Origin of the sequence: Nocardia aurantiaca (assembly GCF_009708175.1) — a bacterium.
Taxonomy (GTDB): Bacteria; Actinomycetota; Actinomycetes; order Mycobacteriales; family Mycobacteriaceae; genus Nocardia; species Nocardia aurantiaca.
This window is the reverse complement of sequence record NZ_WMBB01000015.1, coordinates 40,299-55,303: the sequence shown is the minus strand read 5'-3', so window position 1 is coordinate 55,303 and position 15,005 is coordinate 40,299. Positions and strand designations below refer to the sequence as shown.

Here is a 15,005-nt window from a genome sequence, read left to right as displayed (position 1 = left end):
CCCTTCTCGAAGTCCTCGCGCACCAGGCGATCCATTCCGAACAGCTTGCCGGTGACGGCCATCACGCCGTTCTGCGCGGCGGTCATGCGCCAGGTCACCACGGTGCTATCGCCCCGCGGGCGGAATTCGACGGTGACCCTGGTCGGTCGCCTACCACGGCTTCTGCGAAGCGCAGGAGGTGATCTCCACATCGCCGCGGCCTGCCCCGATGCCACTGGAGATGCGCTCCGTGGCTGGGTCGGTGTCCTCCCAGGGTGACCGCTTGCGCCACCGGTGGAAGTCGTCGACGAGTGCCTGGACCTGTGCGAGATCGGCCTTGATGACTGTTTCCCGGTGAATGTCGAACGCGGCCAGGGCATGAGCGCAGGCGCTGCGGACCCCCGATGGCCCGCCCTCGACAAATCCGGTTGAGCCGAGCTCGGCGTATCGGGTAAGCCGATCCGGTGCGACCTGCTGACACCGGGCCCGGCGGATCCGGCGGCGGCTCGGTCGCTCACCTACGATTGGTAAGGAATGAATTCGGAAGAAGGCAGTTCGAGCAGCACGGGAAGCGCGCGGGTGGCGAACGTGGTCGACTCGACACTGGTGGCCCTGCTGGGCGAGATCGCACTGCGCCGCGACGGCGCGCTCACCGCGGTACCGGGCGCCCGAGCCCGGCTGCTGGTGGCAACGCTGGCGCTGCGTCCCGGCCGCAGCCGCAGCGCGCAAGCGCTCATCGATGACGTGTGGGGTGAGGACCCGCCACGTGCGCCCATGAACGCGCTGCACACGCAGGTCTCGCGGCTGCGCTCGGCGCTGCCCGAGGGCGCGCTCGAGATCGGCCCCGCCGGGTATCGGCTGGTCCTGGCCCCCGAGCAGGTCGACCTGACCCTTGCCCACCAGCTGGAAAAGCAAGCCCGCCAAGCTCATACGATCGGCGACGACACCGCCTGCCTGGATCTGCTGGCCACCGCTCGCGGCCTCTGGCGCGGCGAACCCGGCGCCGACCTTCCGCCCGGTCCGGTCGGCGAGGAACTCGGCGCGCTGGCCGCCACCCGCCGCCGCGCCCTGGACGCCCTGGAACTGACCGTGCGGGAGGCCGTTGGCGATCTGCCCGCCGCCATCGAACTGGCGCAGCGCGCCGTGACCGCCGATTCGCTGGACGAGCCCGCGCACTCGACTCTGATGCGCCTGCTCGCCGCGGCGGGTCGCACCAACGAGGCCCTCGACGTCTTCGCCACCCTGCGCACCCGGCTGGTCGACCAGCTCGGCGCCGACCCCGGCCCCGCGCTGGTCGCCTTGAACACCGCCATCCTGCGCGGCGAACCACTGCCCGGGCAGCCGACCTCGGGGATCGTGCGCGGCGCGCGCTCGGACCACGTCGGCGCGCCGATGGATAGCGCCGCGGCGCACGGATATCCGGTGATATCACCCGAGTCCGGCGCTTTCGCACCCGCGGCCTACAGCGGCATCCGGAGTCAGCCCGGCGTTGCGGCCGCAACAACGGCGCGAGGACTGTCCGCGGTGCCCGACCCGGACACGAACGGTCGGGTCCCCTCGATCGATCGCCATGCACTCGGAGCGGTGGGAGCTGTTCGCGCGCACCGGGATTCGCCCGCCGACGGGCCCGTGCCCGGCTCGGACGGCCCCGGTCCGCCGCGCTTCTCACGCCGGACGGCCGGGGGCGCTGCGGCGGCCGAGGCGCGAGAGTTGATGGGCGAGAACGCGATCGGATTGCGGGCCGCGCCGAATCCGCTGTTGGGGCGGGAAGCCGATCTGGAAGCGCTCGAGGAGATGCTGCGCGCCTCCCGGGTCACCACCGTGCTGGGGCCGGGCGGAACCGGCAAGACCCGGATCGCCAATGAACTGGGCGCACGGCTGGCGCACCACACCGCGGTGACGCTGGTGGAATTGGCGTCGCTGCGGGCGGATTCGCAGGGCGCGGCGGAGACCCGTGTCGAGATCGAGGCCGCGATCGCGACCACCCTCGGCGTGGCCGACGTCGTGCGTGAGACGAACGTGCTTCGGCAGGTGCCGGGCCGCGATGTCCGGCAGAAGCTGCGGGAGGCGCTCGGGATGCGGCCGACCCTGCTGATCCTGGACAACTGCGAGCATCTCATCGAGGGCGTGGCCGAGGTGGTGTCGGATCTGGTCGGGGCGAGCGATCAGCTGACCGTGCTCACCACCAGCCGCGCACCGCTGGAGATCATGGCCGAGGCGGTCTATCCGTTGCCGCCGTTGACCATTGACGCGGCCGGATCACCCGCCACCGATCTGTTCGAGGCGCGGGCTCGCGCCGTGCGGCCGTCGGCGCGGCTGGACCGGCAGGTGGTGGCCCGGCTCTGCCGTACCCTCGACGGGCTGCCGCTGGCCATCGAGTTGGCGGCGGCGCGGGTGCGCACCATGAGCGTGGAGGAGATCGATTCCCGCCTCGATCACCGCTTCGCCCTGCTGCGCAGCGGCGATCGCAGCTCTCCGCAGCGGCATCGCACCCTGCACGCGGTGATCGAATGGAGCTGGAACCTGCTCGACGAACCCCAGCGGGTCGCGCTGCGCCGACTATGCCGGTTCCCGGCGGGTTTCACCCTCGCCGCCGCCGAAACCGTGCTCGCCGGAACCGAGATGGACGATCCCGCGACGGCCGTCGACGGGCTGGTGGGTCAGTCGTTGCTGACCGTGCTGGAGGACGACGAGGGCGGCACCCGCTACCGGATGCTCGAGACCGTGCGGGAATTCGGCGAGGAGCAGCTCGCCCTCTCCGGGGACGCCGAGCTGGTGATGGACCGGATGTCGGACTGGGCGAGGGACTTCGCGCTGGATACGGCGCGCCGATACCACACGGCCGAACAGGTCCGGGCGGCTCTGGACCTGGGTGCGGAGGGGGACAATCTGGTCGCGGTGCTGCGTCACGCACTCGAGCGGGACGACATCGCGACCGTGCACACGGTCTTCCCGATCCTGGCGAGCCTGTGGGTGTTGCGCGGTGCGCATGCCGAACTGATCGGCTGGGCGCCCCGCATTCTGGCCGTCCCGCCGCGCCGATTTCCGGCGGTCGCCGACGAGACCGACCTCTACCTCATCGGCCAGCTGATGATCGGCCTGCACATGATGTTCAGCGGCAAGGACATTCGGGTGATCCGGGTGCGCATCACCATCCGCCGGATCCTGGCCTCCGGAGCACCGATGAGCCCGGTCTGCCGTTTCCTCGGTGAGCTGGTCACCCAGTCCCGGAACGCCACCCAGCTGGGCCGGAAGCTGAGCGCGGGCGTTCGCTCGCCCGACCCGCAGACCCAGGTGGCGGCTCTGCTGCTGCGTGCGAACATGTGCGAGAACGACGGGCTGATCCACCTGTCGATCCGGGACGCCGAGCTCGCCATGCGCATCAACGGCGATCAGGACGCCTGGGGCACCGCTATGACCTGCCAGCATCTCGGCAGCATGCACGGCCAGTCGGCGCGCTATGCCGCGGCGGTCGACTACTACCGGCGGGCTGTCGACCGGATGGAGGAACTCCGGGCCTGGGACGAGGCCGCCGAGGTGCGCAGCTATCTGGCCGTGGCGCTGGCGGGCACCGGGAAGCCGGCGGCGGCTCGGCGCGCTCTCGAACCCGCCCTCGGGGCGTTCAGCAGCGGCCTTTCGCTGGATACTCCGGTAACGCAGCCGAATCACCGGCTCGCGACCGTGTCGGCCGGACTGGCGGAAGTCGAACTTGCGGAAGGGGATGTCGAGACCGGGCTGCGTCGCCTGCACCGGATACCGGCGCTCATGAACTGGCCGCGCGATGTCGGCGTCCCGGGACCGGGGACCTTGATCCTGGTCGCGGCCCTCGTCGACGCGTACGTACTCCACGGCCGCGCCGAGGATGTCGCGCGGACGGCCGCGGAGCTGGCCCGCGTCGGGCACCGCATGCTGAGACAGTACTGGGATCTGCCGCAGATCGGCGTGGTGAGCTGTGCGACCGGAACCTATCTGCTGGCCACGGGACGGCATCCGGACCGGGCGCTGGAGCTGGTGGTGCTGACGCCGAAAGTCCTCGGCCGCCAGGACTATCCGTCCATGCAGTGGCGGCGGCACCTGGAACTGCACCGCCCGATGCTGGGGGAGGAGCGGATATCCGCGGCCCTGGCGGCGGTGGCCGGATTGGGCCGCCGTCAGGCCGCCGAGCGCATCATGAGCCATCTGCGCGAGATCACCGGCGACGAGGGTGACGGACCGATCGAGGCGGTCGGGCTTCCGTAGCGCCGATGCCGCCTGCGTCGCAGCGAGATTCGGCCGAGGCGGTCTCGTCGGATTCGGACGGTGTCGGCGGGTCGAGCGGGCCGGCTTCCGGCGGATCCGTGCCCAGTGGTCGCCAGGCGAGCACACCCGGCGTTTCCCGGCAAGCGTGCCTGGTGCGCGAAACGCCCGCCCACCGACAGTCGGTGGGCGGGCGCTCGAATCGCGGGGCGGTACGGGCGCATCACGCGCGCCGCATGTACGCCTTCACCGCGAGGGGTGCGAAGATCGCGATCACGACCAGCGAGCCGATCACGGAGTACACCAGGTTGGAGCTGTAGACATTGCTGTTCATCAGTTCTCGGGCCGCATTGACCATGTAGTAGATCGGGTTGGCCTTGTTGATGCCCTGCAGCCAGCCCGGCATGGTGGACACCGGAGCGAATGCGCCGGACATGAAGGTCAGCGGGAACATGATCATCATCGACATGCCCTGCACGGCGGGCGCGCTCTTACCGGTGATACCGATCAGCGCCCAGATCCAGCTGATCGCGAAGGAGCAGAACACCACCAGCAAACCCGCGACCACCACGGCCGCGAATCCGCCCTCCGGGCGGTAGCCCAGGATCAGGCCCATCGCCACCGTCAGCACCGTGGCCAGACCGTAGCGGACCATGTCCGCCAGCAGCGCGCCCGACAGTGCCGAAATACGGGCGATGGGAAGGGATTTGAAGCGGTCGAAGACGCCCTTGTCCATATCCTCGCGCAGCTGGGTGCCGGTGACCACCGAGGTCAGTACCACCGTCTGCACCAGCAGGCCCGGAATCAGGGTCGGCAGGTACGCGCTCACGCTGCCGGCCATGGCGCCGCCGAAGATGCCCGCGAACAGGGCCGTGAACAGGATCGGCTGAATGGTGACGTCGAACAGCTGCTCCGGATTGTGCTTGATCTTCAGGATGCCGCGGTAGGCCATGGTGAACGAGTTCGCCACGGTCTGCCTGAACGGAATGTGATTGCTCACATCGGGGATCGGTGCGGCCGTCGCCGCGTGCCGCCCGGCGGGGGCGGTGAGGGTGGTGGTCATGCGGCGCTCCGTTCGCTCTCGTCGTCCTCGGCGGCGTGCCCGGTGAGCGCGAAGAACACCTCGTCCAGGCTCGGCTTGGCGACATTGATCTCGTCGACCCGGATGTCGTCCTCGCGCAACCGGATCAGGATGTCGGTGGTGATGCTGGGATCGGGCAGGGGCGCGGTGATGCGGCCCGCCTCGGGGGTGATGGTGGCCTCGACGATCCGGCCCGCCGCACGCGAAAGGACCTCGCTGACCAGGATGCGGGCCGCCTCGATGCGGTCGCGGTCTGCCAGGGTCAGCTGCAGCGCGGACAGGCCGACCGAGGACTTGAGCTCGTCGGAGGTGCCGTCGGCGATGACCTTCCCGCGGTCGATGACCGCGATCCGGTCGGCCAGCTGGTCGGCCTCGTCCAGGTACTGGGTGGTGAGCAGCACGGTCGAGCCCTCCCGCACCAGCCGCCGGATGGTGTCCCACATCTGTGCGCGGGTGCGCGGGTCGAGTCCAGTGGTCGGCTCATCCAGGAACAGCAGCGGCGGATGCGCGATCAGGCTGGCGGCCAGATCCAGGCGGCGTCGCATGCCGCCGGAGAAGTTCTCCAGCGCCTTGTCGGCGGCCTCGGTCAGGCCGAACTCCTCGAGCAGCTCGACCGACTTGCGGCGCGCCTCGGTCCGGGACAGTCCCAGCAGCCGCGAGAAGATCACCAGATTCTCGGTGGCCGTGAGCTTTTCGTCCACGGACGCGTACTGGCCCGTGACGCCGATGAGCGAGCGCACCGCGGTCGGCTCGGCCACCACGTCGCGGCCGAAGATGCGGGCGCTACCGCCGTCCGGGCGCAGCAGGGTCGCGAGCATGCGGATCGTGGTGGTCTTGCCGGCGCCGTTGGGTCCGAGCACGCCGTAGACGGCCCCCCGCGGCACCGCGAGACTCACGCCGTCGACGGCCCGCTGCTCCCCGAAGACCTTGACCAAGCCGTCCGCCTCGATGGCGAGAGTCTCGGCAGGTGTGTAAGAAGTCATGGCTACAGCCTGCGGGGCTCGGCTTGCACCTCCCTTGCACGGCGATTGCGCGGCTCACGCAAGAGGGGAGGAACAACGCTGCTCGTAAGTCTCGGGGACTGCGCCCCCGAACCCCTCGAGACCGTCGGGACTGCGCCTCGGACCCCGCAAGTCCCGGGCGTCGGGGCCGCCACGATCGTGATGATCGTGGCGGCCCTGCTGGACATGATCGATGGTTCGGTCGACCGCATCGCCGTGGATCGGCCACGGGCTGGGTGCGCCTCCGCCGTGCCGCAGTGGGCGGTGTCGGCACTCGCGCGTGACGCACCCCGAGGCCACAGGCGGATTTGCCGCCGCATCGAGACGCGCGGGCCGCGCACTCGGCTTCGACAGGATGTGGGCCCCGCGGGGTCCCACATCCTGTCGGTCGGCTCAGTGCGGCGAGGCGGCCAGGAGGAGTTGGCGCAGCTTCGCGCGGTCGGGTTTGCCCGGGCCGCGGAGCGGGAGTTCGTCGAGGACGGCCAGTTCGCGGGGGGCGGCGATGGGGTCGAGTTCGGCGACGACGTGGTCGCGGAGTTCGTCGAGGGTGGGGGCGGCCGCGCCTTGGGCCGGGACGATGGCGGTGGCGACGCGCTGGCCGAGGCGGTCGTCGGGCAGGCCGAGCACGACGCATTCGGAGACGGCGGGGTGGTTGATGAGGACGGCCTCGACGACCTGCGGGATGACCAGCAGGCCGCCGGTCATGATGGCCTCGTCGAGACGGCCGGTGATGGTCAGCACGCCATTGTCGAAGTGGCCGGCGTCCTCGGTGCGGAACCAGCCCGGCTCGGCGAAGGCCGGGTGGTCGGGGATATTGCGGTAGCCCTTGGCGACGGTGTCGCCGCCGAGCAGCACCCGGCCATCCTCGATGCGTACCTTGGTGCCCGTGAGCGGTACTCCCTCGTACACGCAGCCGCCGCAGGTCTCGCTCATGCCGTAGGTGCGGAAGACGGTGATGCCCGCCGCGCGGGCCCGGTCCAGCACCGGCTTCGGGGTGGCCGCGCCGCCGACCAGCACGCCGTCCAGGTCGGCCAGCGCCGCGGTGGCGGCCGGCTCGTCGAGGGCCTTGATCAGCTGGGTCGGCACCAGCGAGGTGTAGCGGCGCGGCCCGCGCATGCCGGCGATCGCGCCGACCAGGGCCTCGGGCAGGAAGCCGCCGGAGACGTCCAGCACGGCGGGCTCGGTCCCGGCCAGAATGCTGCGCAGCAGGACCTGAATGCCCGCGATGTGATGGGTGGGCAAGGCCAGCAGCCACTGCCCGGGACCGCCCAGTCGCTCATGGGTGGCGTCGCCGCTGGCCCGCAGATTGGCCGCGGTGAGCATGGCGCCCTTGGGATTTCCGGTGGTGCCGGAGGTGGTGACCACCAGGGCCACGTCGTCGTCGATCTCCTCGCCGGGACGCAGGCTGCCGCTCAGGCGCTGAGTCTCGCGGCGGTCGGCGGTGGGGACCGGAAGCCAGGCCGGGCCGTTGCCCTCCAAGGCTTCTCGGAGATGCGGCAATACATCGCTCACCGCTGCGCCGGTGGGCATGGGAAGGATTCGGAGAGTATTGCTCACGTTCGCGATCGTGTCATTCCGTGGGACGGCGGCGCGCGCTGGGGTCGGCGGCCGGGTGTCGATGCTGCGGGTCTCGTGCGGTCAGTCGGACGTCGGTGTCGCCAGCGGCCATCCACCGGCTGCGAGCCTGGAGGCCACCCGAGCGATATCGTCCTCGCCGGGCTGCTCCTTGGCAACTCGGGCAATCGCCGCCTCGATGTCGGCGCGGTCGATGTCGGAACTCGCCACCCGCTCGCGGATCAGCTCCTCCACCACGAGGTGCACCTCGTAATCGGTGAGCCGCCGGTGCAGCACCGCGAGCAGCGCGACGTAGTCCGACTGCGGAATGCCCTGCGGATATCCGGCTTTCAGCCAGTCCAGCACCTTCTGCAGCACGTTGGCGCGCGGATGCGGGGTGCGGGCGGGTTCGGTCGTCGTTTTGTCGGTGTGTTCGGGGGTGCTCACGAGCGTGCCTTTCGGTCAGGCGGCGTCACGCGCCGAGCAGGTGAATACCGAGTCGGGAGGCCAGGAAGCCGCGTGCGATGAAGAGCACACCGGCCACCACCGCGATCATGACCAGGGCGAAGCAGACGGTGGACGCGAACAGCGCGGCGGTGCGGCCGGCGCCGCGCGCGCCGTCGTCCACCTGCGCCCGCAAGCGGATTCCGACCGCGAAGACGGTCGGCAGCCCGGCCCCGAAGATCAAGGCGGCCAGCATGACTCGCCACAGGTCGGAGAGGTTGTGCAGCAGGGTGTGCATCGCTGTCTCCTAGCCGATTCCGACGGTGTCGTCATTGCGGTGAACCGCGGTGTCGTCATTGCGGTGAACCGCGGTGTCGTCATTGCGGTGAACCGCGGTGTCGTCATTGCGGTGATTCGGGGTGGCCGGGGTCGCCGGGGCATCCCATTCGTCGGTGACGTTGCGCGAGTTGACCACCGCGCGCTTGGACCGGAACCAGATGAGCGCGGCCATGGCGATCAGCAGCGCGAGCACCACCAGCACGCCGATCGTGCCGCCGATGCCGTGCAGGATGGCCCAGCAGATCGCGCCCACCACGCCGGCCAGCGGTAGCGTCAGCACCCACGCCACCACCATGCGGCCCAGCACGCCCCAGCGCACCTCCGCGCCCGGACGTCCGATGCCGGAACCGAGGATGGATCCGGTCACCACCTGGGTGGTGGACAGCGGCAGGCCGAAGTGGGCCGAGGTGAGAATGATCGCCGCACTGGTGGATTCGGCGGCGAAGCCCTGCGGCGGCGCGATGTCGACCAGGCCCCTGCCCAGGGTGCGGATGATGCGCCAGCCGCCCAGGCAGGTGCCGGCGGCCATGGCGATGGCGCAGGACACGATGACCCACAGCGGCAGCGGATCGCTGGCCTTGGCCGAACCGTGCGCGATGAGGGCCAGGAAGATGATGCCCATGGTCTTCTGCGCGTCATTGGTGCCGTGCGCCAGCGAGACCAGGGAGGCGGTGCCGATCTGTCCGATCCGAAAGCCGCGTGACACGGTCTTCTCGTTGGTGCCCCGCGTGATCCGGTACACCACCCAGGAGGCGATCGAAGCCACCAGCGCCGCGACCACCGGGGAGAGCACGGCCGGGACGATGATCTTGGCGAGCACACCCTTGCTGCCCGCGGTCCAGATCACCCCGTGCCAGCCCAGCGCCGCGATGGTCGAGCCGATGATTCCGCCGAACAGAGCGTGCGAGGAACTCGATGGCAAACCCAACAACCAGGTGAACAGATTCCACAGAATGCCTCCGACGAGACCGGCGAAGACGATGTCCAGCAGGGCTCGGCCGCTCACCTCCGATAGATCGACGATTCCCTCGGCGACCGTCGCGGCGACGGCGACGCTGAGGAACGCGCCGACCAGATTCAGTGCTCCGGACAGGAGTACGGCGGTACGCGGGGGGAGGGCACCGGTGGCGATGGAGGTGGCCATCGCGTTCGCGGTGTCGTGAAATCCGTTGGTGAAGTCGAATGCCAAGGCTGTGCAAACAACGATCAGCAGAACGAGCAGTTCGGCAGACACACCGATCAGTTTGCGGCATACCCTTTACGCTCCGTTAACCGGTGCCCCCGGACGCATTTCACAGTTACCTTCGTGCTAAGGAGTGGTGCGCCCGGGCCGGGCCGGTATCGGCCGCACTCAGTCGCCCCGGATATCGCGCCGGAGTGGGTGATTCGCCGGCACCTCCACGAGGACGATCGGCACCCCGTCGGGATCGTGGATCCACATCTCGATGAGGCCCCATGGCTCGCGCTCGGGCGCACGGTCGATGGCGACCCCGCGCAGCGCGAGTTCCGCGGCGGCCTCATCACAGTCGCGCACCTGCAACCAGAGGGCGCCCGCGAAGCCGGGCGGACCGTCGTGCTTGTGCCCGTGCCCCGCCACCTCGATGAGCGACTGTCCCGCGAAAAAGACCGTCCCACCGGGATACTCGCGGGCAATGGCCAGCTTCAGCGCGTCGCGATAGAACTCCAGCGTCCGCTCGTAGTCGCGCGGCCGCAGGATTACCCGACTGCTCAGTATCTCCATGAGTGCAGCATGACAGCTTGCCGTTTGCCGCACAGGGAGGTTCGGGGGCGAAGCCCAGTTGGGGTTCGGGTGCGAAGTCCGGGTGCGGGAAGGTCGAGCCCCGAGTCCGGAACGTTCAGAAGTACCAGGGGTAGGGTTTCCAGTCGGGTCGGCGCTTCTCGAGGAAGGCGTCGCGGCCCTCGACGGCTTCGTCGGTCATGTAGGCCAGGCGCGTTGCCTCTCCGGCGAAAAGCTGCTGACCGACCAGTCCGTCGTCGGTGAGGTTGAAGGCGTATTTCAGCATTCGAATGGCCTGTGGCGACTTGCCGAGAATGTCGGCGGTCCACTCGAGCGCGACATCCTCGAGCTGCTCGTGGTCCACGACGGCGTTGACCGCACCCATCTGGTGCATCTCCTCGGCGGTGTAGGGCCGTCCGAGGAAGAAGATCTCGCGAGCGAACTTCTGCCCCACCATTTTCGCCAGGTAGGCGCTGCCGTAGCCGGCGTCGAAGCTGCCCACATCGGCGTCGGTCTGCTTGAACCGGGCGTGCTCGCGTGAGGCCAGGGTGAGGTCGCAGGTGACGTGCAGGCTGTGGCCGCCGCCCGCGGCCCAGCCGTTGACCAGGGCGATGACCACCTTGGGCATGAAGCGGATGAGCCGCTGCACCTCGAGGATGTGCAGTCGCCCGGCGCGGGCCGCGTCGATGGTGTCGGCGGTGTCGCCGGAGGCGTATTGGTAGCCGCTGCGTCCGCGGATGCGCTGATCGCCGCCGGAGCAGAAGGCCCAGCCGCCGTCCTTGGGGCTGGGGCCGTTCCCGGTGAGCAGGACCGCGCCGACGTCGGCGCTCATGCGGGCGTGGTCGAGGGCGCGGTAGAGCTCGTCGACGGTGTGCGGCCGGAAAGCGTTGCGTACCTCTGGACGATCGAAGGCGATCCGTACCGTGCCCTGCTCGACGTGCCGGTGGTAGGTGATGTCGGTGAGGTTCTCGAATCCCGGGACGGGCCGCCACAGTGTCGCATTGAAGGTCACGGGTCTGAACATACTTCTCGCGCTCGCGTCGTGGTGGAGGCCCACCGCAGTTCGGCGCGGTGTTTTGTGCGTCACGCGAATTCTCGACAGCGGAATTCGGCCATCCGACAAGAGCGCTGATCGTTAGCGGCTGCGAATTCCGGACGCCCGACCGACATTCGGAAATGCCTGCGAGGTTCGCGGCGCGTCTCGTTCCGGACCGCGGCTCGAGAGACCTACGCCTTGCAGCGGAGGGAGGGAAGCGCAGGAGAGGAGGTGGAAGAACGAGACTTTCAGCGCCGCGAACCCGCCTCGAGCGATGCGGAGGGCAATCGAACACCCTGCCAATCGATTGCGGAGGGCTTACAGTGCTGTTGCTGCTGTGGCAGTAGCGGCGCATTGGCATCGTGTGTGCGGGGGCACAGGTGCGTATAGTTGCGTGCGCTCGTTGATCGAAAACTATCCGGAGGAACCTGAAAGTGGTTGCAGCACTGTCTGAATCCCTGCTCGATGACGCTAAGCGTCCCGCCTTCATCGCCGACGCGGAGAAGGTCCTGGACGAGGAGGTGTCGGACAAGGGCGGCGCGTCGGGCCTCGTCGTCAAGGGCGGCTATGCCGCGATCAAGAAGGTCAGCCCGTCCATCGTGAGTGATGCGCTGGAGTCCTTCGCGCCCAAGTTCGTCGAGCAGCTGGAGCCGTACTGGGTCGAGTACAAGAACGGTGGCGCCGGTTCGTTCGCCGATCTGCTGGTCTCCAAGCAGGACGAGGTCGCCGATGCCCTGCTGTCGGTGACCGACGCGCGGGCCGAGGCGTCTTCGCGTCCGGCGCTGACCAAGGTCTACAACTCCATGCGCTCGTCGGCGAAGAAGCATGTCGCCGAGGCCCTTCCGCGCCTGGGTGACCTGGTTCAGCGGCACGCTGGTTAGACCGACCGGTCGCTGTGACGACGGGCCGCAAACCCTGGGGCAGAAACCTCGAGGTTCGCGGCCAAGCGCGGGGAGGCGGAGCGCTCGATTCTGGAGCGCTCCGCCTCCCCGCGCCTGGAGCGGGGGAGTGAACGGCTCCATGGACCCGCGCCTCAGGCAGGGCCCTGGGACTTGCCGACTCGCCAGTAGCCGGTGAAAGTGATGTCCGCCTTGGGGATTTCACGCTCCTGCGACAGGTGCCGCCGCACGCCCGCGGCCAGCTTCTGCTCACCCGCGACGAAGGCGTAGACGCCCGTGCCGGGAAGGTCCGCCTCGCGCACGGCCTCGGCCGCCAGCGCGCCCACCTCGCCGTGCGGTTCGGTGCGGACCAGCCAATTCACCTGCACGCCTTCGGGTTCGCCCAGTTCCTGCTCGTCCTCGGCGCACGGAATCTCGAGGTAGACCGCGCCCTTCGTCTCGCGCGGCAGCGATCGCAGCACGCCCGCGATGCCGGGCAGCGCGCTCTCATCGCCGACCAGCAGGGTCCAGTCGCAGTGGTCGGGAGCCTGATAGGTGATGCCCTCATCGAGCAGTCCGACCTCGCAGCCCGGGGTGGCATTGTTCGCCCACGTGGAGGCGGGGCTGTCCTCGCCGTGCGAGACGAAGTCGATGTCGATCTCGGCGGTGCTGCTGAACTGCCCGAGGCCGGCGGCGCGGTAGTCACGCACCGTGTAGTTGCGCGCCAGCGGCCGGTGCTCCTTGCCCATCATCAGGTACTGCGCGAACCAGCCGAGATTGCCGGCGGAGGTGGGCAGCTTCAGATTGCCGTCGCGCCCCGGCATGAACAGCCGGAACCACTGGTCGAATCCCATGGCGGTGAATCCCGCCAGGCCCGGACCGCCCAGGGTGACGCGGACGAAATGGGGGCTGATTCTTGTGCTGGCCAGGACCTCCGCGGTCAGGATCTCGCGGTGTTCGGGCTTGACATGTTTGCTGCGCTTCGCCATGCGGCTTAGGTTAGCAAACCCTAACTTGACGCGCGGGTGTGAGCGGGCCGACGCAGCGCGGTCGACCGCTGTCTGAGAGGCTGGAGGCGTGAATCCTTCGACTGCACAGGCGCATGTTGTCGTCGACGAGCTCGCACGCGGTGGAGTGCGGGACGTGGTCCTGTGCCCCGGTTCGCGAAATGCCCCGTTGGCCTTCGCATTACAGGCCGCTGACCAGGCCGGGCGGATCCGGCTGCACATGCGCATCGACGAGCGCACCGCGGGTTTCCTCGCCGTCGGCCTGGCCGCCGCCGGCGGTTGTCCGGTGCCCGTCGTCATGACCTCCGGCACCGCCGTGGCCAATCTGGGCCCGGCCGTCCTCGAGGCCAACTACGCCCGCGTCCCGCTCATCGTGCTGAGCGCCAACCGGCCCTACGAGATGCTGGGGACGGGCGCGAATCAGACAGTTGAGCAGTTCGGTCTCTTCGGCAGCCAGGTGCGTGCCGCCATCAGCCTCGGCCTCGCCGAGGAGGAGCCCGGCGACGATCGCTACTCGAAGCAGAACAGCGTCTGGCGCTCGGCCGTGTGCCGGGTGCTGGCCGCCGCCCGCGGCACCCGCTCCGGCAATGCCGGTCCCGTGCATTTCGATATTCCGCTGCGCGAACCGCTGGTGCCGGACCTGGCCGCCGGTGACGCGCTACCGCCCGGCCGGGAGAACGAACGGCCCTGGACGGCAACGCAATACGCGACCCTGGATGTGCCGCTCGATATCGATCTGACCCCGGACACCGTGGTCATCTCCGGGCACGGCGCGGGCCATCGGCCCGAACTCGCGGCGCTGCCCACGGTCGCCGAACCGACCGCGCCTGTACACGGCCCGGCTCTGCATCCGCTGGCGCTGCCGCTGCTGAAACCCGAGCAGGCCATCATCACCGGACGGCCCACCCTGCACCGGCAGGTGTCGCGGGTGCTGTCGGATCCCGAGGTCACCGTGTACGCGCTGACCACGGGTCCGCGCTGGCCCGATGTATCCGGCAATGTGGTCGGCACCGGCACTCGCGCGGTCACCCGCGGCACCCCTCGCCGGGAGTGGTTGGAGCTGTGCCGCGATCTGAACGAGAAGGCCGTCAAGGTCGTCCGTGCCGAGTTGGCCGGACACCCCAAGCCGACCGGCCTGCATGTCGCGGCCGTCGTCATGGACGCCCTGCACGAGGGTGATCAGCTGCTGCTCGGCGCCTCGAACCCGGTCCGCGACGCGGCGCTGGTGTCGCAGCCGCGGCCCGGGGTCCGGGTGCTGTCCAATCGCGGCGTGGCCGGCATCGACGGCACCGTCTCGGCGGCGGTCGGCGCGGCCCTCACCCATCCGGGCCGCACGGTCGCGCTCATGGGTGATCTGACCTTCCTGCACGACGCGTCCGGCCTGCTCATCGGCCCGGGCGAGCCGCGGCCGGAGGACCTCACCATCGTGGTCGCCAATGATGACGGCGGCGGCATCTTCGAACTGCTCGAGCAGGGCGATCCGCAGTACGCGGGCGTGTTCGAGCGGGTCTTCGGAACCCCGCACGGGATGGACCTGGCCGCGCTGTGCGCCGCCTATCGCGTTCCGCACCGCCAGGTCGATCCGGCGGAGCTGGCGGTCGAACTGACCGCCAACGCGCACGGCATCCGGGTGCTCGAGGTCGCGACCGAGCGGTCGAGCCTGCGTGAACTGCACGCCACGGTGCGGGCCGGCGTGTCGAATTAGGTACGCG

Annotated in this window: 12 protein-coding genes; 3 read left to right on the top strand and 9 right to left on the bottom strand. The window is 69.5% G+C overall.

The window, feature by feature from the left end:
- Nucleotides 1–513 precede the first annotated feature (513 nt).
- A complete protein-coding gene (locus tag GLP40_RS27630) occupies nucleotides 514–4,218 on the top strand; it encodes a BTAD domain-containing putative transcriptional regulator (RefSeq protein WP_154790946.1) in 3,705 nt (1,234 codons plus the stop codon).
- Between the two features lie 220 nt (nucleotides 4,219–4,438).
- Here the strand turns inward: GLP40_RS27630 and GLP40_RS27625 are convergent, their stop codons facing one another.
- The 8 genes from GLP40_RS27625 to GLP40_RS27590 all read right to left on the bottom strand — a co-directional run bounded on the left by GLP40_RS27625 (nucleotide 4,439) and on the right by GLP40_RS27590 (nucleotide 11,384).
- Entirely contained in the window at nucleotides 4,439–5,278 is an 840-nt protein-coding gene (locus GLP40_RS27625; protein WP_154790945.1) for an ABC transporter permease, read from the bottom strand.
- Nucleotides 5,275–6,279, bottom strand: a complete 1,005-nt coding sequence (locus GLP40_RS27620; protein WP_154790944.1) for an ATP-binding cassette domain-containing protein — start codon at nucleotides 6,277–6,279, stop codon at nucleotides 5,275–5,277. The genes GLP40_RS27625 and GLP40_RS27620 overlap by 4 nt, the downstream gene beginning before the upstream one ends.
- Before the next feature lie 411 nt (nucleotides 6,280–6,690).
- Nucleotides 6,691–7,827, bottom strand: coding sequence for an o-succinylbenzoate--CoA ligase (menE, locus tag GLP40_RS27615; protein ID WP_154791059.1), 1,137 nt, complete (start codon nucleotides 7,825–7,827; stop codon nucleotides 6,691–6,693).
- Nucleotides 7,828–7,935: 108 nt separating this feature from the next.
- Nucleotides 7,936–8,298 (bottom strand): DUF3349 domain-containing protein, encoded by a 363-nt coding sequence (locus GLP40_RS27610; RefSeq protein WP_328290739.1) that lies wholly within the window; start codon nucleotides 8,296–8,298, stop codon nucleotides 7,936–7,938.
- Between the two features lie 25 nt (nucleotides 8,299–8,323).
- On the bottom strand, nucleotides 8,324–8,593 hold the full coding sequence (locus GLP40_RS27605) for a hypothetical protein (protein ID WP_154790943.1): 270 nt from the start codon (nucleotides 8,591–8,593) through the stop codon (nucleotides 8,324–8,326).
- Nucleotides 8,594–8,602: 9 nt separating this feature from the next.
- A complete protein-coding gene (locus tag GLP40_RS27600) occupies nucleotides 8,603–9,868 on the bottom strand; it encodes an inorganic phosphate transporter (RefSeq protein ID WP_328290738.1) in 1,266 nt (421 codons plus the stop codon).
- Between the two features lie 117 nt (nucleotides 9,869–9,985).
- Nucleotides 9,986–10,375 carry a VOC family protein gene (locus GLP40_RS27595; RefSeq protein WP_154790942.1) on the bottom strand — a complete coding sequence of 130 codons (390 nt, stop codon included), beginning with the start codon at nucleotides 10,373–10,375 and terminating at the stop codon, nucleotides 9,986–9,988.
- 115 nt (nucleotides 10,376–10,490) lie between these two features.
- Nucleotides 10,491–11,384, bottom strand: coding sequence for a 1,4-dihydroxy-2-naphthoyl-CoA synthase (locus GLP40_RS27590; protein ID WP_328290737.1), 894 nt, complete (start codon nucleotides 11,382–11,384; stop codon nucleotides 10,491–10,493).
- A gap of 458 nt (nucleotides 11,385–11,842) precedes the next feature.
- On the opposite strand from GLP40_RS27590, the gene GLP40_RS27585 reads away from it, so the two are divergent.
- The gene (locus tag GLP40_RS27585) at nucleotides 11,843–12,289 is read left to right on the top strand and encodes a DUF6918 family protein (protein ID WP_328290736.1); all 447 of its coding nucleotides are present in this window, start codon (nucleotides 11,843–11,845) and stop codon (nucleotides 12,287–12,289) included.
- A 152-nt stretch (nucleotides 12,290–12,441) separates the two neighbouring features.
- On the opposite strand, the gene GLP40_RS27580 is transcribed toward GLP40_RS27585, so the two are convergent.
- Nucleotides 12,442–13,275: a siderophore-interacting protein gene (locus GLP40_RS27580; protein ID WP_154790939.1), complete on the bottom strand. Its 834-nt coding sequence runs from the start codon at nucleotides 13,273–13,275 to the stop codon at nucleotides 12,442–12,444.
- 88 nt (nucleotides 13,276–13,363) lie between these two features.
- Between GLP40_RS27580 and menD the strand changes: the two genes are divergently transcribed.
- A complete protein-coding gene (menD, locus tag GLP40_RS27575) occupies nucleotides 13,364–14,998 on the top strand; it encodes a 2-succinyl-5-enolpyruvyl-6-hydroxy-3-cyclohexene-1-carboxylic-acid synthase (RefSeq protein ID WP_328290735.1) in 1,635 nt (544 codons plus the stop codon).
- Nucleotides 14,999–15,005: the final 7 nt, after the last annotated feature.